Origin of the sequence: Paraburkholderia acidiphila (assembly GCF_009789655.1) — a bacterium.
GTDB lineage: Bacteria > Pseudomonadota > Gammaproteobacteria > Burkholderiales > Burkholderiaceae > Paraburkholderia > Paraburkholderia acidiphila.
The window spans coordinates 748,153-765,497 of the sequence record NZ_CP046910.1 but is presented as its reverse complement, the minus strand read 5'-3'; the positions used below and the strand labels follow the sequence as shown (position 1 = coordinate 765,497).

Here is a 17,345-nt window from a genome sequence, read left to right as displayed (position 1 = left end):
AGCCAGGAAGGGGGTTTCAATACTTATGGGTCTACTACAGCGGCAAAGGCATCAAATTCGCGGATGCGGTTCATGGAGTTACCGATGACTTACATCGGAAAGATACGGGTTTCCCAAGCCAGGCAGTTCAGCTTATGGCCATCACGTTCGATCCGCGGCGGATTTAATAGAACCAACGAAACATGCATTCGACCACCCAGGAAGCCGGCAATGGCTGCCATTCTACACATACTGGAATTGGCAAATGGACAGCCACAATCGCGCCCTCTTCGGCCGTCTCGCAGGCTCAGCCAAACCTTCTATGCATATAAGTACCGACAAGGCAGGAACACTACGTCGCGAAACCGATACGGACCGGTATCTGGATACCAGTTCCGGTTCTTCGCATGGTTGCACCGCCCGCGATTACCACCTGCCATACGCCGTGCAGCCCGAGCCTCCCCTAGCTGCTCACGGGAAATGGAACAAAAAAATGTCAATCAAGAAACGCCTTTCCGTGTTCGCGCTATTCTTCATTGCACTTCTCCTTACTTGCAACATGTACAGCATGTACACAAACCAGAAGGGAACCCGTGCGATGCAGACGTTGTACCGCACCAACGCACGAGCCGTCGAAATCCTTCTGACCATCAAGGTCGATGCACTTGATGCAACTTCAGACTTCCTCTCACTCGACGGTCTATCCACTGCTGAACGTGCATCCGCGCTTGAATTCGCCAGTCACGACTTATCTGAGATTCGCAGTCTTTCCTCGGAGTACGCCCGCATCAGAGAGGGTATTCCGGACCAACCGGAAGACACCGCTTTTACAATCAGCCTGGACCGATTTCTCGGTACGCTCGTGGACATGCAGACGGCTGCCAACGCGCGAGATCAGTCTCGTCTTGCGCTCGCAGGTGCCCGCAGCGTGGCCGCATGGGATCCGTTCGCCTCTGCATTGGGCACACTGATCAAGCGGGAAAAAGCGCAGGCCGACCAAGAATTCCTAGTCGGACTGGGACGCTTTCATCTACAGACGATTCTATTGCTGGGCGTTCTTCCAGCATCTCTCGCCATAGCAATTCTCGGATACAGGCACCTCGCCCGATCAATTGTCGAGCCGGTACTGGCTTCCGTCAGGAATTGCGAACAAATTGCCACCGGCGACCTGAACTCGCCGCTCACCGGTCGAGACACACAGGATGAACTCGGCCGACTTTACCAATCCTTCTGCACAATGCGAAACAGTCTGATCAAAACAGTGGCAGCTGTGCGCTCAGGAAGCGAACTGATTGCCACGGCAACCGGCGAAATCGCCGCTGGCAACGCCGATCTGTCGCAACGCACCGAACAACAGGCACTCGTTCTCCAGAGTGCCGCAAGCAGTATCGAGCAGGTTGCGGCACAGGCGAAGAATACCGCAGCCAATGCCAACGCAGCCAAGGAGTTGTTTGCACAAACTGCACTCGTGGCGCAGGAAGGAAACGAGGCCATGAAGCAGGCAGTTCACACGATGAACTCCATCGCCAGCGCATCACAAAAAATGAGCGAGATAACCGCCGCCATCGAGGGACTGACCTCGCAGACAAATATCCTCGCACTCAACGCGGCGGTCGAATCTGCCAGAGCCGGAGAGCACGGGCGCGGATTCGCCGTCGTTGCAACTGAAGTCCGCAGCCTTGCCCAACGATGTGCTGCGTCAGCAAGAGAGATCCGATCTCTCATTGAAGGATCCAACACCTTTGTCAGGCAAGGCCAGAGGCTGGTGTTGAATGCTGGTACACAGGTGGAGGAAATCATCCGGTCTGTAACTGAAACCCGAGCGATCATCGGTGAAATAGCTGTTGCAGCAAGCGAGCAGAGTACGGGCATCACCCTTGCAAGCGAGGCCGTAGCCAACATCGATCGGAACACACAGCAAAACGTGGCACTGGTCGAGGAAGCCTCAGCCGCCTCGGCATCCCTCAATGAACAGGCTGCTCAACTGTTAGAGAGTGTCGGCTTCTTTCATTTGACGCTCGATTCGCACGAGACAGCTTCCCCTCCCCTGACTAGACGTATGCTCACCGCTTCTTGATGTAAGCGCGTCGATCCAGGACCGTGCAAGCTCCAACATAGGTTCCGTATCTGACCGAAGTGGAGAGTCTCGACGTCGTGACCGTCAACGTATCCGACGAGCCTGAACATATTTCGGGCGCTCAAGACACGAGCACAACGTGCGGGAATGCGCTCGTGCGGCCCATCCCGAACGTGCTGACGTCAACTTTCCGGCTACGGTCATGTTCTTGAAAATTGGGGACCGTTATCCGTCTCAAACTTGCCCCGCCAAGTTAAGGCGGACAAAGGCTTCTGATTTCTACGCGGCGTCACTCTTAAGCCGTCGCTGGATCGATATCTGAAGTTCGCCTGTCGACATCGTACCGGCTTAGCCCGTTCTGTTTTCGCGCACTCCTGCGGCATTTGTAACGTGTCATATAGGACACACTACATCGAAATTTGCTTATAATGTTTCATGTATGATACGCAATGATCCTGCTCCCCAATTCAGCAGCGGCTTGACTGTACTTAACGTAATGCGGGATGCCCATGAACCTTTCTGACCTCGGAGAAACGTTTCGCCTCGCCCGGATCGCAGCGAACAAGACCCAGCGGCAGATCTCCGAGCAGAGCGGAATCCCGCGCGCGCGGATTAGCCGCTTCGAGACTGGGCTGCTACCGGAACTCGGGACACTCAAACTACTGAGCCTCTTCGAGGCAGTAGGGCTCGAGCTTATTGCTCGCCCAATCGGCCATGGTCGTACGCTCGACGACGTTCTGACCGAGCAGCGCACGCCCCCCGTTTCCGTCGTGGAAACCCGTCGACGGGTCCGGCTCCCGCGTGCTGCGGCCAGCATCAAGGCCACTCGAAAGGGCGAATAGCACATGGACATCTACTGCAACACCACGTTGGTCGGGACTCTGACGGAAGAGGCGCAACGTGGCGTCTTCACCTATCTGCCCGGTACGCCGACGGCGGAAGTCGTCTCGCTTCTCATGCCCGTACGCAACGCCTCGTACACGTGGCCCGGAGGCATCATGCCGTCGTTTCAGATGAATCTACCGGAAGGCTTCAAGAAGGACCTCATCCGCCAAAAACTCGGTCCTCATGCGGACGTGAGCGATTTCTCGCTTCTCGCACTGACGGGCGCAAACACAATCGGGCGTGTGAGAGCAATCCCGCGCGGTGCGCCGCTTGACACTGCCCGGTCCACGTTCGGATTGGTGACGCTGCTCGCGAACCCAGGCTCCCGAGACAACCTGTTCAAGCACCTTGAGGCTGCGATTACCGAGGGTGTTTCCGGGGCCATGCCTAAAACATTGGCCTCCGGAAAGGAGAAGGCGACCGTCTTGACGGACGAGTTCATCCTGAAGACGGGTCCAGTTGACCTGCCAGGGCTCAGCGTCAACGAATACCTCTGTCTTGAGGTCGCGAGAAATACAGAACTCGAAGTCCCGGAAACGCGCCTTTCGGAGGACGGTCAGGTGCTTGCGATACGGCGTTTCGACTTGAACGCGGATGGCACACGACTTGGAGTCGAAGACTTTTGCGCCTTGAAGGGCATGGACCCCGTACGCAAATACGAAGGCACCATCGAGGACCTTGCGAAACTCTGCAATCAGTACCTCGGGGTGGATCACAGAAAAGACAGCAAGCGCAAGCTGTTCTTGCTGTTGCTGCTGAACTATGCGCTGCGTAATGCTGGCGCGCATATGAAGAACTATGCGCTGACGTACACGAATGGCAGAGACGCACGCCTTTCTCCTGTGTACGGCATCGTGACTGTCACCGCTTATCGTCGCTACCAAGATGACACACCGGCGTTGCCGCTGAAAGGCAAAAAAGTGTGGTGCTCCGGTAAAGCGCTGTTCGAATACGGCGCTGCGCGATTGAGTCTCTCTCCAACGGACATGCGCGCAGCGCTCAAGCAAGTTGCGAGCGCTGTGAAGAAAGTGGTTCCGCTGGTCAGCGAGTACGCGCACCGATATCCAGAATTCCGGGAAGTCGGCGGGCGGATGCTGGACACCTGGATGCAAGGCCTCGAGGACATCAAGCCTGACGCGAAGCCTAGAAAGGGTGTTCACCCATAGCCAGAACACCCGAAATACTTTGAATCCCGACCTGCCCAGTGGGTGGGATATAGCGTTCAGTTTCGGCGCCGAAGCCTTATGAATACGTCGCGCAATAGAGCAGAAAACAGAATGTTTGCGTTGGACAAGACCGCTCGGGGCAGTTCAACCTGAATCATGTGCGCTTAGTTCTTCTTGCTGCCATTCTTGTGATCGGCGTCGTAGAGGCGCGCCTCCTGCGAAACGGCAACAAGCTCCTGCATTGCCTCTCGACTTTCAGTCTGCCGTTGCTCGCGATAAGCGTGAACAGCGGCAGCCGGGATTCGTCGGTGTGAGCCCTCTGTTCTTTCAACCACGCCGAGTTTGCCCGAGTCGGCAAGCTTGATGACGTAAGGACGGGAGACGTTGAGCGCCTGGGCGGCCTCTTCAGTTGAGAGCATCCGGTTGTCTAGCGCTGAGGGCCTGGCGGCCTCGAAAATACGAGTCGTCACGTTACTTGCGCTAAGTAGCAACAGGAGTGCCGCGCGGGCGTCTTTTGACGTTTCGGCAAACTCCCCCGCGCCAACAAGAGCCGCGTCATCAAGTGCAACCGCCAACATCTCCAGCATCTCAGCCGGGCCCGGTTTCATTTCCGGGTTTGCCCTCAGGAACTCTTCAACCTTGCGCGCAAGGACGCTCGCCATTCCCTCAAGGGCAGGGCCGTGCAGGTTTTTGAGCGCCAGTGAATCCTGGGCCGAAAGCAGCATATCAACCGCTTGCATGGTTTCTCTCCGAAGCCAGGAAGACCCCGTGACAGTAACGTACAAATCGCATAAATCGAAAAAATCGAAGCGCCAGAGCGAATGTTCTAGTCCTATTGACTCCTGTACTTATCCACCCCTTAATATCGGAAAGGCGATCAAATTTTGAGCGCCAGCCGCGAAGGGACCGATTCGTGAACAAATTTCGAGTCCACGGCGCGAAAATGGTCGTCTTCTGAAATATTCTCGAGTCAGTTGAATGGATTTCGAGAGCCTATACAACCCAGAACGACCGCGACTGGAACCGCATCGACGACCAACACTGCCCCTGCTGCACCGCCGGTGACAAGTAACGTCTGGCGAATGGCCGCGCCGAGGTGGGCGGCCCGCTAGATGATTTTCAATGACTACGTCCGGACGTCCTGCTTGACGCTATCCACCGAGGCCCCCTACTAGGCGCAAGGTCGGCCTGATTGCACCCCAGGTATCGCAGAGGGACTCGAATTTCGTTGAGCTCGGAGAAACACCCCGCCTCGACCGGATAGGCACAAACAAGACTCAGTTGTCCCGCAGTTCAGTGAGTCCCCTGCGTCGGCAGTTAGTCGCCCGTTCGTGACCAGCACGACACGTTGCGCTTCGTGTGTGACGTCACTGTAGCTTTCGTCGCGCGGTTCAAACGCATCAGGGTAACGCACGCTGTACTCGGCGGCGCCGCACGTTCCGCGTTCGCGGGTCCAGGGCTCTACTGGGATGATTACGTCGAACACTTCGTCGGCTTCGGACAGATCGGCGTAGTCGTCGAGAAAAAGCGCAGTACTTTCAGGGTCGGCCCTTTGCAGGAGGGCAATCAGTTCACGCACAGTCATTCCCAATTCACTCCGACTGAGGAGCGGCCGCCCCGACAGACGTTTTCCAAGTACTGATGGCGTCAATCCGGTTGTCCGTCCGATCTCCGAATCGCCTCAATGGTTTGAAGCACAACGTCGACGACATTGTTGCTTCCCGCTAACGAGACAGAAAGGTCGCCGTGCGCCGTGCCGGGAACAGATATTTCTACATGAGCGAGGTCGCCAGCGACCTTCAAGGCAATGCGTGCTTCCAGCACGGCCGGACGATTGCCGACAGCGTGTCGTGTGATGAAAACCGTTGCCTCATAGGCCTGAGGCAACATTCGGGGTGGCAAGATGTAGCCATCGGCTTGCAAGGCACCTACTGCGCGCTTCCAAAGCGCGGTCCTCGGGTCAATTTCGTCCACCGCCATGTATGCCGGCTCGCTATCCGCAGGCTCTTCGAGATAGCTGCCGATGTATATTTGCACGATGGTCCGAGACCACTCGGCTGCCCACGCACGAGCTGCGTCTCGCACAGATCGATAGAGTCGGGCGTGGCCGAGCGCGTCAAGTGGAGAAAGGCCGCCCAGACAGCCTTGCCTGCTTTCCAGGAAGTCGAGCCGGCTTGCTGATGGGGCTGGAACCAGAATCCGACAGAGGGAATACAACCGCGTGCGTTCTCGCCCCGGGTCGCCGAGTACGGCCGGAAAGTACTGCAGCCCGTCGACGCCGATCGAAAACAAACTTCCCTCCGCAACTAGGCTAGCTAGCTGCCTTTTGTCCACACCGAGCAAGACACGAAACTCGGGCTCTCCAAGCAGAGTTCCGTCGCGGACCATGTCCCGCCGCGCCTTGGACGCTTGTTGTCGGATGTGCTCGCGAAATCCCATCTTTCGTCTCCTGCGCATTTGCTAAACGCCAACCTGCCCGCTCCCTCTGTCGTGTCCGTCAGGAGTCGCCATCGCTGCACCTCGAATCACCTTCATCACTCGCGCTGCCCGCGCTCGGCTCTGCGTGACTTGGAGGTTCGATCCCAGCTTCGGCACTCCAACGGTCGACCAGCCTGCGAGGGGTGTAGCGCCCACGCCTCTGTGCCTTGCGATGCGATTACAGCGCTTGCTGAATTTTCGCCGCTTGTTCGGCAGTCGGCGCGAACTTTCTCACGTGCATCACTCAATCTTACTCCCTAATCAACATATATCCGGCAATCCGTCGCTTCGAATTCTTTTCCGTCACTGCCAAATAGCTTATTTCAGTGCTTTGACAAATTTCAACAAATAATGAAATTTCCATTTCCGTGAAATCTCGGAGCATCCCTTATCCACAATACTTTTCGAACGACCTACTCCACGCCCAGCCGCCACGAAAGCGCCCCACAAACTCGCATAAGAATCATTGCTCTCATGCCAAGAGCTGAAAGGCCTGGCGATGTTGCATCTCGCATCGCGGCACTGGTTGCGCCACAGCTATGCCCGGTCAATGGTCGTTGAGCATGGCGTTCCCCTGCCGATAGTCCAGCGCATCCTCGGTCATGCATCGGTAACGACGATAGCCGGCTAAGCGATGTCGGACCTGTCCGAACTACGTTCGTTTATAGAAGCGGCGTTTGACCGCGCCCCCCCAAAGGTAAACCAGGTAATCCGAACATCGAAACTCGTTTTCCGCCCCGGAAGACTTCCCCCGAAATTCGAGTCGTTCGTGGAGCACGAAATAAACACGCTCAGCCTCATTCTCGAGCGCGTCGCGCGCTGCGACTCCGATTGAAAACAAACACGAGCGTCACTCTCTTCATCCTATTGATTTCGCTTTGAATAATTTAGCCGTATAAATATTTAAATATCTGTCTGTATAAATACTTGGATATTTTTCAAAACCTATTGTCAACGCAAAAAGTACACATTAATATTTGATTCAACGCGATGCGGAAATTCGAAATCGAATGCCTCTCCTGCGTCATTGCTAATTTAGCAACGAGAGTTAATCTACATATACCCAATCTATAAATCATGGTACCGAGCAAGAAACTACGTCATCCCGGCCTTCGGTCTGCTGCACTCAAAGTTGAAACCCATCATTTCGACATCGACGCGCTTCGCAAAATCCAAAACGACGCGATGGACCGTGAATCACTCACGTGCTATGTCGTACCAGCGAATACCGTGCTTGCAGACGCAGCAGGAGTCGCCGGCAATATTGTGGCCGTTCCGCTGAACGGCATGGATTCCTCCGAACTCGACTATGAGGAACGGGACATAAACAGCGCGGTCCACCCCAGACCCAACGGCGACCGCATTGCCTGCCTGATGCTTGCGGCCGAAAAAATCGCGTTGACGAACATGGCGCCGCATTGGGCAGGTGTCAGTCTCTACGATGCTTTGAATGTCCTATGGATTTTTGATGATGGACCAGTAGTTTCGCACTACCACATTTCTGATGACGTCTTCGAACAGATGAACAAAGCAAATGCGATTGAAGACGACCACCGATCCCTTACGCCGGAAGAACAGCAAGCGTGGCAGAGGGTCGCGGCAGAGGCTAATCACATTGGAGTTTTCGAAATTGTCAACCTGACTGAGTTCGAACAACTCGGCGAAACCCTCTGCTCGTCAATCTGAAGGCGCAAATACCTTTACCTGTGTAGTCCGCACGCGCCGTAGTCGTACAAAGAGACCCATGCACAAAGCCTCCCAATCGCTTCCTCCCCCATCGCCACGCGAAGCGAAAGCGAAAGCGAACAAAAATCGGCTCTACACGCAGCTGGTCCAACATAATCAGCGACACCGCGTGCTCTCGTCGTCGCCATGTGGCACGAAGACGAGAGGTACGGTGCGCATCACCAAGCCCTAAATAGACTATGAACACCGTTACTGAATCCGCAGTCACTACGCTGGACCTGAATCACGACGACATCAACCGGGAACTCGCAGACCTCATTTTGGAGGATTCTCAACACGCAAGCGAGCCTTCGACCTATAGCACAAACTCACGAGAGATTTTCGCCGTGCCTGAACTGATGACGGATGAGCCCTGTCTTGTCGTTTCGCTCCCTGGCATTGTATCTGCGCAAGTACCTCCGGCGGCAGAGCTACCTGCGGCAATCATTCTGCGAGAACGAGAGGATGGTAAAGGTGACGTATATCTCCAGCTACGCGGTGGAAACATTCTTGCGAGGTCGCAGGAATTCGGAGGGGCTGGTCGGTATCTCGTGCTCTATCTGTTTGATGACAATGTGGCCCTTGACTGCATCCCTGTCACCGAGGAGCTGAAGGAGGAGATTTGGGTGCACGAGATGAGCGCTCAATCGCGTCACCCTCACGATGACAAGCCAACCGAGGAATCGACTAGATGTCCATTTGATATCCCTGTTATCGCCAGAAGGGCAATTACAGTAGTCAGCGAGCAAAGCGACTGACTGAGACGAAGACCCACTGTCACCCGACGGCTACCACGGGCATTCCAATCAGCATAGCTCATCGACCATATCAAAAATTCAGTACGCAATCGAAGCACTTCAAAGACCCCTAAGTATGGACATCACCCTCCCCAGCCCAAACGAAACGGCAGAATCACTCATTCAAAGCGGCCTGCGCTACGCCGTAGCCCTTCTCGATGCGCTGACTAGCCGCAATAGTGACTATCTGAATCCTCGAGTCAATGTAGGTACGTTTCTCTCGTGGTTGCAAGAAGACCATCCCGGTTGGGCCGCCGAACTTGCCGAGTCGAACTATTCCAAACTCTTCGCACGCCGACTCGGACGAACCCTTTTCCTGGCTCAAAGGCGGGACCAGCTGGAGCAAAGCTTCGCAGACACCACAGGCGCTAGACTATCGGGTGACTCAGATGCAATGGAAAGGATGACCGCCGTTCGAGCGGCTGTCCGACACGTGCTTCCTTACTGGAGCAGCGAAGCAGTTGAAGACGTCCTCGACGACGCCTCAGCCCTCCTCGTCAGCACGGTGCCATTGTCACACGGCCAAGCGATAACACGCGCCCCTTCGGTTCAGCGATATATTGTAAACGAGCTATCACCGGCGCTTAAGGCAGTGCGCCGCCAGGCGACAACCGCGCGGCCGGACACGTGCTTTCTAGTCCCGCGCAACCATGCACCGCAACCATTACAGGAATACATCCACGAGAAAATCGCTGTCGTCGTTCCGCTTGTCGCCAGTTTCGACGAATCCTGGATTTTCCATTGCCAGGATGGTCGACCCACCTACCGGGAACTCATCATCGACGATGGCGACGGACCGCTATCGATGTCGGTCATGTTTGGACTCGAGCGCGGGCGCGTCTTTTTCGATTACGAAGCACTCCGCGATCCTCTCTTCCGTAGATTGCGGGCGGAGCTGCCAGTTATGTACGTCTCCAGCGGAGCGACGGTACTCGCAACGCACCCGTTTCAGCCATTTGCATTTGAGGACGCGTTTTACGCCGAGGTAACGAATTTTCAAATGGGATGGGAGAACGACACAGGTAACAACATGCCGTTCCAGCAGCGCGTAGACTGCCTACGCCGCGACCGCCTTCCCCGGCACGTGTACGTCAATCGCTTTGTCGATGATTTAACAGGCTCACCTGCCAGCGTCCACACGGCGCCGGCTCTTCGACATTGGGCGTTGCCAGACCATGAGCAGCTCACGAAATAGTTGGTCGGAAAACCGATTTCCCATTGACAATTCCTGGGCACCTTCGCAAGACCTGCGCGGGCAACCGGCTTCGGTCTGGTTCGCGTACTCGCCGAACCGGCAAGGCATCCACCCTCAAACCCATCTCGCCAGCTTCAAAGGGATTCTGCAAGCGGACGCTTACGCAGGCTTCGACGAATTGTTCCGCGATGGCTCGATACGCGAGGCGGCATGCCATGCCCACGCGAGGAGAAAGTTCTACGACATCCACGTACGCACGCCATCTGACACAACACAAAAGGCACTCGAATATATTGGCGCGCTCTACGGCATCGAGGCCTCCATTCGCGGCAGGCCCGCCGCCGAACGGCTGCGAATACGGCAGGAGAAAGCCAGACCACTGCTTCAAATCTACGAAGCTTGGCTCAGGGCAAAGCTCGAAACCATGTCGTCAAAGTCCGATACGGCCAAGGCGATCAACTACACGCTGAACCAGTGGAACGCACTGACGTTGTATTGCGAAGACGGTACGCTAGAGATCGACAACAACATCGCGGAGAACGCGCTGCGTTGTGTAAGCCTGGGCCGGAAAAATTTTTTATTCGCCGGATCAGACAGCGGCGGCGAACGGGCAGCCGCGATGTATGCGCTGATTGGCACTTGCGCACTGAATGACATCGATCCGCGTGCCTACCTGGACTATGTGCTGACCCACATCGCCGATCACAAAATCAACCGCATCGACGAGCTCTTGCCCTGGTGTGTGGCCGACAAGCTGCACACGCGAGCCAGTCCGCCGAACTCCGCCACCTGACCGGCAGCCCCAGTTCACCATCATGCCTCACACGCACGAGCATGGACAAGCGGCCGAGCTGAGCCGCTTACCGTGAATCAAGCGCTCCACTCCCCTCTATGTAGGCGAGCGTGGCCATTGAATTGCGTCCACTTCGAATACCTGGCGGACAATGGTCCTCGTCGACCCGACGATGGCGGTGCACCCCTTTCCCCTACCATCTCTCAGTCATTCGGGAATAGCTCCCGGAAATGGCCAAACCTCACTTCGATTGCGTCGAAGGTGATATAGCCGAGGTATCTACAGCAATTGCAAAGAGACGATTTCCACAACGCTCCAACGCCGCGACGTCCGATTCAGCGATGGCACAGGACATGCCGAGGGCATCCTTGTCTCCGTTTATGGTACCTGCGCCAGGATCGCTGCCATACCCACACAATCGGTCAATCGGTACCTGCCATCTACAAAGCAGAGCAAAGCGACCGTCAATCAGGTGTAGCAGTTGTGCAAGCTCATTGCTGCAGCTCGCGAGCATCTTCACGCGAGGCCAAGGCCGATACGCGACGCCCCCACGATAAGTTGAGGCATACCGCAGCCTTCCTCAGTTCCACACCTCGGATGCCAATCTCCGAGGATTGCCGCAAGCGGATCCATTCACCCGAGCCCTCCTCGCTCGCCCTTTGAGTTCGATCCCAAACGCCGCAGCGAGCTTACTTTCGTCAATTCGTGTCGTCCGGTCTTTCGTTGCGCGGAATATTGAAGGCTGTAGACGCGTCAATGCCCTTTGGATTTTCAATGATGAAATTGCGCTCAAAAGCTAAAAGTGCCGAGAGACGGACAGCAGTCAGGATTGGAGCATGTAGTCCGTGCCTATCGTGATGCCGTTATGACGCGGAATCGAGCAGACGCACACCAGCTCAAATTTCCAGCGTGGGTACCCTATGGAACCCGGCGTTGCATCGCACGATGTGATTGTCGTACGAGCGCCGACACAACGACCTTCTCCGGCGCCCACGAGGACAAGCAACTACCTTTATCCACCAGCGCACGTTGGCTCAGAGGATAGGCCCGCTGAGCTATCCGCCGACCTCCCTTGTGGAAGCGCGGAGCGCCGAGGAGCCCAATAGCTTCAAAGCATGCTCCGAAGACCGGCACAATGCTCATGCCCGGAAGCTCAAGGTATCAGACCGCGACGGCAACTGCCGAATCGAGGCTAGCACACATAACGAGGATACAAGTTACGACAGGTGCTTCCCCGATTACCCCCCGGCACCGACGCCACCGCCCTTGCACGCTGCTTACTGAAGGCAATCTTCTTCTCGCCCCCGTCCGAAGCGGACCCGATACTCCGACACGCGCAATCCGGAACACAACTCGACACAGCTCCTGCGCCATGCGCAAGACTTCACGCGCATCCGATCGCCTACGAACTATCGACGATTGTTATCAAAATATACCAATCAAGAACGGGATCCACAGCCCCACGCCTCTCGGTCGAGCAGTTGCCCGATGCCCGAATCTTATCAAATAACTTTTATAACTAGGTAGACGTGTGACTGTCTATCCGTAATGCTTCCGATAATATGGTAAAAAATCGGATAAGTGCACGGGAGCATTTTGCGTCCCGGCTGAGCGATATACGTACATCACGAGACCTCCCCGCAATTACATTGGCGGCAATGGCAGGTCTTCGCGCGGGTACGCCAGGATATATCGAGCGCACGCGGGCAAACGTGCAGTTGACAACTGTTGCGAGCCTTGCCCGCGCGCTCAAGGTCGCGCCAATTTCTTTCTTTTGCGAAGAACTGGTGCCGCTGAGTTTTCCACTCTCCGATGAACAGATGCTCGACCTGTTTCGCCGGAATGTTCAGGTGGCGCGTCTCGACGCAGGGATGTCGCAGAATGCTCTTGCGAAAGCCGCAGGACTCCACCGGGACTATGTTTGGAAGCTCGAGAAATTGGGAACAAACACGACACTTGATGTAGCCGAATCGCTGGCGTTAAGGCTTGAAGTCGATGTAGCAACTCTCTTTTCGCTCCCTTGAGCCCCTGACATCGGAAGCCTCCAGGACCAACTAGCTAGGGAGCGTTCGCTCTGCAGGGAGTAGCTCCGAGGGTCGTAAATGTCGAATGCTGCATTCCGTGAAGCACAGCTTCTCCTAGCCCGTCGACTTCGTGAGCTTCGAACGGCTCGCGGCTTGTCGCTTACTGACTTTGCGCGTCAAGGATGGGCAACCAGCAAATCTGTCAAGAATGTAGAAAGTGCAGAAACAGATGCCCGTCTCGAATTCATCGCCCGCGCGAGCGGGACCCTCAAGGTTCATCCCGCGTCACTTTTCGTCGATTGTGAATTCCCGTTCATTTCGTTCACGAAGGAGGAGCTGGTCAACCATGTCTTCGGACGAGTAGAAGTATATCGACGAATGCAACACATATTCCACTCGGAGCTCGCCCGGCGAGCCGGCTTGGGTTCGGAGTATGTTCATCTCATGGAGATGGGACTAGCTGGCGGGAAGTTGAGCGGTGTTGCGAAGCTGTCGGCAGCACTACATGTCAACATATGGTTGCTTTTCGCCTGACTACAGTAGACAAGCGAAAATCGTGCCGATACGGTCAGATGTGCGACCGGCGGCAGAAGTACAGACTTATATTTTGGATTCCTGTCTATACACACGCTCTACAAACCAGTGATTCGGAGCGCCTGCGATCGGCTCTCATTTCATGCACATTTCCGTGGAGCCTTATCGGGCAACCGTTCGAGGCGGGGACCACCAGGTCGAGCAACGAAAAGTACAAACTTAATTGTCCTTCTCGTCGATGCAATTTCAGGTGCAGACTTTATTGTGCATCTTCATTTGAAGGCGCGCCCTACCGCGCACGCTCGATGAACCGCCACAGCGCATCGTCCGTCGAATAAGGCGCGTTGAAGCGGAACCACGCGCTCGGTTCGTCGTCGGGCCGGAAATAGGAGCCGGGCGCGAGCCAGATGCCGTCGCGCAGCGCCGCTGTGGCAATCGTGCCGGCCCGTTCGGGTTCGATCGCGAGGCGCGCCCACACGAAGAGTCCCGCGCGCGGCCGGTGGAATATCTCGAGCCCCAGCGCATCCAGCCGCTCCTCCACGCACGCATGCGCGGCCTTCAGCCGTTCGTTCACGAGTTCGACATGCCGTGCATGGCGCCCTTCGAGCAACACCTTGTCGACCATGCGCTCGATCGTCGACGACGACGTGAGCCCCACCGCCATCTTCGCGCGCGCCAGCTCCCGCAGCACATCGCGCTCGGCGACCACGTAGCCGCAACGCAGCGAGGGCGTGACCGTCTTCGAAAAACCGCTGACGTACACCACGCGCTGCAGGCCCTCCATCGCGGCGAGCAGCGGCGCGCCCGCCGGCGCAAGTTCGCGGCTCACATCGTCCTCGACGACCCACATGCGCTGGCGCTCGGCGATCTGCAGCAAGCGGAACGCGTTGGACATCGCATAAGTCGCGCCGGTGGGATTCTGCAGCGTCGTGTTCACGAAGATCGCCTTGGGCTGATGCGCGGCAACCTGGCGCTCGAGCGCCTCGATGTCGAGCCCGGCCGGCGTGCGCGGCACGCCGTGCACAGTCAGGCCCGCGAGCTTGAGGATCTGCAGCAGATTGCAGTAGCCGGGGTCTTCCACGAGCACCGTGTCGCCGGGCCGCAGCAGCGTGCGCACGATCAGGTCGAGCCCCTGCGTCGCGCCCTGCGTCAGCAGCACGTTCGACACCTCGACAGGCAACCCCTGGCGGTCCAGTTGCGCCGCAATGCGCTCGCGCAGGGGCGCGTAGCCGTAAGGGTGGCCGTAGTCGCCCAGACGCACGGCCGGCACCCGGCTCATGGCGCGCAAGGCATGCTGCAGGCCGCTTTCGTTGATCCACTCGCCCGGCACCCAGCCGCAGCCCGCCTTGATCGGCACCGAATGATCGGCGAACACGTCGGAGAGCAGCCACGTGGCCGTGAGCGTGGGCAGCTGCCAGCCCGCCGCGCTCGCTCGTGCCGACTCGTTGCGAGGCGCCACGCGGTAGCCCGAGCCGCGTCGCGCGACCACGAAGCCCATCGAAACGAGACGGTTGTACGCCTCGGTCACTGTATAGGTCGATAGCTCGTGCGTTTGCGCGAGCTGCCGCACCGAGGGCAACAGCGCCCCGGCGCGCAGCGTTTGCGCATCGATGGCGCGCGTGAAGCCCTGTACGAGCTGCTCGACGAGCGTTGTCGCTGCGCCGCGGCCGCGCTCCAGTTCGAGTTCGATCATCGGAAAAGCAAGCGTATAGTGCGAGGGAAAACCCGAACGATTCGGGCGCCGACCAATACAGTTGGCGAGAATTGTCCAGCACGGTTTGCAGATCAGTATAGAGACTGTCTATGCCGCGCTTCAAGCCCCGGCGCTACAGTTGAGCCAAACCCACCTGAGGAGAAGCACGCATGACTTCGCGCCCCGTCATCGACGATCTCTCGTCGTTCTGGATGCCATTCACCGCCAACCGCCAGTTCAAGGCCGCGCCGCGCCTGCTCGAATCGGCCAGGGGCATGTACTACCGCACGACTGACGGCCGTGAAGTGCTCGACGGCAGCGCGGGCCTCTGGTGTGTGAACGCGGGCCATGCGCGCGAGGAAATCGTCGCGGCGATCGCCCAGCAAGCCGCCAAGCTCGACTTCGCCCCCACGTTCCAGATGGGCCACCCGCTCGCGTTCGAAGCCGCGCAGAAGGTTGCGGAGATCATGCCGGCCGGGCTCGACCGCGTGTTCTTCACGAATTCCGGCTCGGAGTCGGTCGATACCGCACTGAAAATCGCGCTCGCCTACCATCGCGCACGCGGCGAAGGCCAGCGCACCAAGCTGATCGGCCGCGAGCGCGGCTATCACGGCGTGGGCTTCGGCGGCATCTCGGTGGGCGGCATCGGGCCGAATCGCAAGGCGTTTTCGGGCCAGTTGCTGCCGGCCGTCGATCATCTGCCGCACACGCACGATCTTGAACACAACGCATTCTCGAAGGGCCAGCCGGCCTGGGGCGCGCACCTTGCCGAAGACCTCGAGCGCATCGTCGCGCTGCACGACGCCTCGACCATCGCCGCCGTGATCGTCGAGCCCGTGGCGGGCTCGACCGGCGTGCTGATTCCGCCGCAAGGCTATCTGCAGCGCCTGCGCGACATCTGCACGAAGCACGGCATCCTGCTGATTTTCGACGAGGTCATCACGGGCTTCGGCCGCCTCGGCAAGGCCACGGCCAGCGAGTATTTCGGCGTCACGCCCGATATCATCACGATGGCCAAGGCGATCAACAACGCCGCCGTGCCGATGGGCGGCGTGGCCGCGAGCCGCACGATTCACGACACGATCGTGAACGCTGGCGCGCAGGGCGCGATCGAGTTGTTCCACGGCTACACCTATTCGGCGCACCCGCTCGCCGCCGCCGCGGCGATCGCGACGCAAGACCTGTATCGCCGCGAGGGGCTGTTCGAGCGCGCCAACGCACTCGCGCCGAAGTTCGAAGCCGCAGCGCATGCGCTGCGCGGCGAAAAGCACGTGAAGGACGTGCGCAACCTCGGCCTCGTCGCCGGCATCGAACTCGATTCGCGCGACGGCGCGCCGGGCGCGCGCGCTTACGAGGTTTTCGTGAAGTGCTTCGAGGCAGGCGTGCTGATCCGCTTCACGGGCGACATTCTCGCGTTCTCGCCGCCGCTCATCGTGACCGAAGAGGAAATCGCGCGCCTGTTCGGCACGGTGCGCGACGTGCTCGCCACGGTGCAGTAAGGCGCTAAGCGCGAGCCTTTGCTCGCGCCGGCTTTCATTTGGTAATACGCCGCACGGGCGGCCCGGGTTCGGGCCGCCTTTTCTTTTTCTGCCGTTGGATTGCGCGGGCATACGCGCACGGACCGGGTTCAAGCACGGAACGCACCATCGGCGTATCGTTGCCCTATCCGCCAGTCAATGCGATTGCGGCGAGCGCGCATCGAACGACGTGCGCTGCGCCAGGAGGGAATCTCATGAAGATGCCAGTCCGTATCGGCACGCATATCGAGGGCATCCACTGGATCGCCGAATATGTCGAAGCAACGCATCAAATCCGCGTGTTCCGCGACGGCCATGCGGTCGATACGATCCCCGCGCCCGCAGCCATGTTCGGCGAAGAACGCGACGCGGGTTCGGCCAGCGACGCCGCGAGCCGCGCTGAGGAAGCCGCGCTGCTCGCCTGCCTGCGCCGCTATGTGGCCGACGTGCAGCCAGAAGAATAGGACTCTTGATCATTCCCA

14 protein-coding genes and 1 pseudogene are annotated in these 17,345 nt (G+C 57.9%); 12 read left to right on the top strand and 3 right to left on the bottom strand.

Features of this window, described 5'->3' with window-relative positions:
- Positions 1-244 precede the first annotated feature (244 nt).
- The 3 genes from FAZ97_RS18060 to FAZ97_RS18050 all read left to right on the top strand — a co-directional run bounded on the left by FAZ97_RS18060 (position 245) and on the right by FAZ97_RS18050 (position 4,107).
- Positions 245-2,056 carry a methyl-accepting chemotaxis protein gene (locus tag FAZ97_RS18060; RefSeq protein ID WP_158759814.1) on the top strand — a complete coding sequence of 604 codons (1,812 nt, stop codon included), beginning with the start codon at positions 245-247 and terminating at the stop codon, positions 2,054-2,056.
- Between the two features lie 509 nt (positions 2,057-2,565).
- Positions 2,566-2,898, top strand: coding sequence for a helix-turn-helix domain-containing protein (locus tag FAZ97_RS18055; protein WP_158759813.1), 333 nt, complete (start codon positions 2,566-2,568; stop codon positions 2,896-2,898).
- A 3-nt stretch (positions 2,899-2,901) separates the two neighbouring features.
- Positions 2,902-4,107 (top strand): type II toxin-antitoxin system HipA family toxin, encoded by a 1,206-nt coding sequence (locus FAZ97_RS18050; RefSeq protein ID WP_158759812.1) that lies wholly within the window; start codon positions 2,902-2,904, stop codon positions 4,105-4,107.
- 164 nt (positions 4,108-4,271) lie between these two features.
- Here FAZ97_RS18050 and FAZ97_RS18045 read toward each other — a convergent pair whose 3' ends face one another.
- Positions 4,272-4,847, bottom strand: coding sequence for an excisionase family DNA-binding protein (locus FAZ97_RS18045; protein WP_158759811.1), 576 nt, complete (start codon positions 4,845-4,847; stop codon positions 4,272-4,274).
- Between the two features lie 907 nt (positions 4,848-5,754).
- Positions 5,755-6,546 (bottom strand): hypothetical protein, encoded by a 792-nt coding sequence (locus FAZ97_RS18040; RefSeq protein WP_158759810.1) that lies wholly within the window; start codon positions 6,544-6,546, stop codon positions 5,755-5,757.
- A 538-nt stretch (positions 6,547-7,084) separates the two neighbouring features.
- Between FAZ97_RS18040 and FAZ97_RS35710 the strand changes: the two genes are divergently transcribed.
- From FAZ97_RS35710 to FAZ97_RS18005, 7 genes and pseudogenes are all read left to right on the top strand, one after another.
- Entirely contained in the window at positions 7,085-7,216 is a 132-nt protein-coding gene (locus FAZ97_RS35710; protein ID WP_158759809.1) for a tyrosine-type recombinase/integrase, read from the top strand.
- Positions 7,217-7,662: 446 nt separating this feature from the next.
- On the top strand, positions 7,663-8,271 hold the full coding sequence (locus tag FAZ97_RS18030; RefSeq protein WP_158759808.1) for a hypothetical protein: 609 nt from the start codon (positions 7,663-7,665) through the stop codon (positions 8,269-8,271).
- 239 nt (positions 8,272-8,510) lie between these two features.
- Positions 8,511-9,068, top strand: coding sequence for a hypothetical protein (locus FAZ97_RS18025; RefSeq protein WP_158759807.1), 558 nt, complete (start codon positions 8,511-8,513; stop codon positions 9,066-9,068).
- A 115-nt stretch (positions 9,069-9,183) separates the two neighbouring features.
- Entirely contained in the window at positions 9,184-10,302 is a 1,119-nt protein-coding gene (locus FAZ97_RS18020; RefSeq protein ID WP_158759806.1) for a hypothetical protein, read from the top strand.
- A 70-nt stretch (positions 10,303-10,372) separates the two neighbouring features.
- Positions 10,373-11,095 (top strand): annotated as a pseudogene (gene tnpC, locus FAZ97_RS18015) (IS66 family transposase); the annotation flags it as partial.
- A 1,658-nt stretch (positions 11,096-12,753) separates the two neighbouring features.
- On the top strand, positions 12,754-13,119 hold the full coding sequence (locus tag FAZ97_RS35235; protein ID WP_199272145.1) for a helix-turn-helix transcriptional regulator: 366 nt from the start codon (positions 12,754-12,756) through the stop codon (positions 13,117-13,119).
- A gap of 78 nt (positions 13,120-13,197) precedes the next feature.
- Positions 13,198-13,653: a hypothetical protein gene (locus FAZ97_RS18005; protein ID WP_158759805.1), complete on the top strand. Its 456-nt coding sequence runs from the start codon at positions 13,198-13,200 to the stop codon at positions 13,651-13,653.
- A 289-nt stretch (positions 13,654-13,942) separates the two neighbouring features.
- On the opposite strand, the gene FAZ97_RS18000 is transcribed toward FAZ97_RS18005, so the two are convergent.
- On the bottom strand, positions 13,943-15,346 hold the full coding sequence (locus FAZ97_RS18000; RefSeq protein WP_158759804.1) for an aminotransferase-like domain-containing protein: 1,404 nt from the start codon (positions 15,344-15,346) through the stop codon (positions 13,943-13,945).
- Between the two features lie 170 nt (positions 15,347-15,516).
- Between FAZ97_RS18000 and FAZ97_RS17995 the strand changes: the two genes are divergently transcribed.
- The gene (locus FAZ97_RS17995) at positions 15,517-16,845 is read left to right on the top strand and encodes an aspartate aminotransferase family protein (protein ID WP_158759803.1); all 1,329 of its coding nucleotides are present in this window, start codon (positions 15,517-15,519) and stop codon (positions 16,843-16,845) included.
- Positions 16,846-17,078: 233 nt separating this feature from the next.
- Positions 17,079-17,327 (top strand): hypothetical protein, encoded by a 249-nt coding sequence (locus tag FAZ97_RS17990; RefSeq protein WP_158759802.1) that lies wholly within the window; start codon positions 17,079-17,081, stop codon positions 17,325-17,327.
- Positions 17,328-17,345 lie beyond the last annotated feature (18 nt).

Excerpts from the sequence above, each read along its gene's own strand:
- FAZ97_RS18055 (WP_158759813.1), top strand. The coding sequence starts at position 2,566 with ATGAACCTTTCTGACCTCGGAGAAACGTTTCGCCTCGCCCGGATCGCA.
- FAZ97_RS35235 (WP_199272145.1), top strand. The coding sequence starts at position 12,754 with ATGGCAGGTCTTCGCGCGGGTACGCCAGGATATATCGAGCGCACGCGG.
- FAZ97_RS18045 (WP_158759811.1), bottom strand. The coding sequence starts at position 4,847 with ATGCAAGCGGTTGATATGCTGCTTTCGGCCCAGGATTCACTGGCGCTC.
- FAZ97_RS17990 (WP_158759802.1), top strand. The coding sequence starts at position 17,079 with ATGAAGATGCCAGTCCGTATCGGCACGCATATCGAGGGCATCCACTGG.
- FAZ97_RS17995 (WP_158759803.1), top strand. The coding sequence starts at position 15,517 with ATGACTTCGCGCCCCGTCATCGACGATCTCTCGTCGTTCTGGATGCCA.
- FAZ97_RS35710 (WP_158759809.1), top strand. The coding sequence starts at position 7,085 with ATGTTGCATCTCGCATCGCGGCACTGGTTGCGCCACAGCTATGCCCGG.
- FAZ97_RS18020 (WP_158759806.1), top strand. The coding sequence starts at position 9,184 with ATGGACATCACCCTCCCCAGCCCAAACGAAACGGCAGAATCACTCATT.
- FAZ97_RS18040 (WP_158759810.1), bottom strand. The coding sequence starts at position 6,546 with ATGGGATTTCGCGAGCACATCCGACAACAAGCGTCCAAGGCGCGGCGG.
- FAZ97_RS18030 (WP_158759808.1), top strand. The coding sequence starts at position 7,663 with ATGGTACCGAGCAAGAAACTACGTCATCCCGGCCTTCGGTCTGCTGCA.
- FAZ97_RS18025 (WP_158759807.1), top strand. The coding sequence starts at position 8,511 with ATGAACACCGTTACTGAATCCGCAGTCACTACGCTGGACCTGAATCAC.
- FAZ97_RS18050 (WP_158759812.1), top strand. The coding sequence starts at position 2,902 with ATGGACATCTACTGCAACACCACGTTGGTCGGGACTCTGACGGAAGAG.
- FAZ97_RS18060 (WP_158759814.1), top strand. The coding sequence starts at position 245 with ATGGACAGCCACAATCGCGCCCTCTTCGGCCGTCTCGCAGGCTCAGCC.
- FAZ97_RS18000 (WP_158759804.1), bottom strand. The coding sequence starts at position 15,346 with ATGATCGAACTCGAACTGGAGCGCGGCCGCGGCGCAGCGACAACGCTC.
- FAZ97_RS18005 (WP_158759805.1), top strand. The coding sequence starts at position 13,198 with ATGTCGAATGCTGCATTCCGTGAAGCACAGCTTCTCCTAGCCCGTCGA.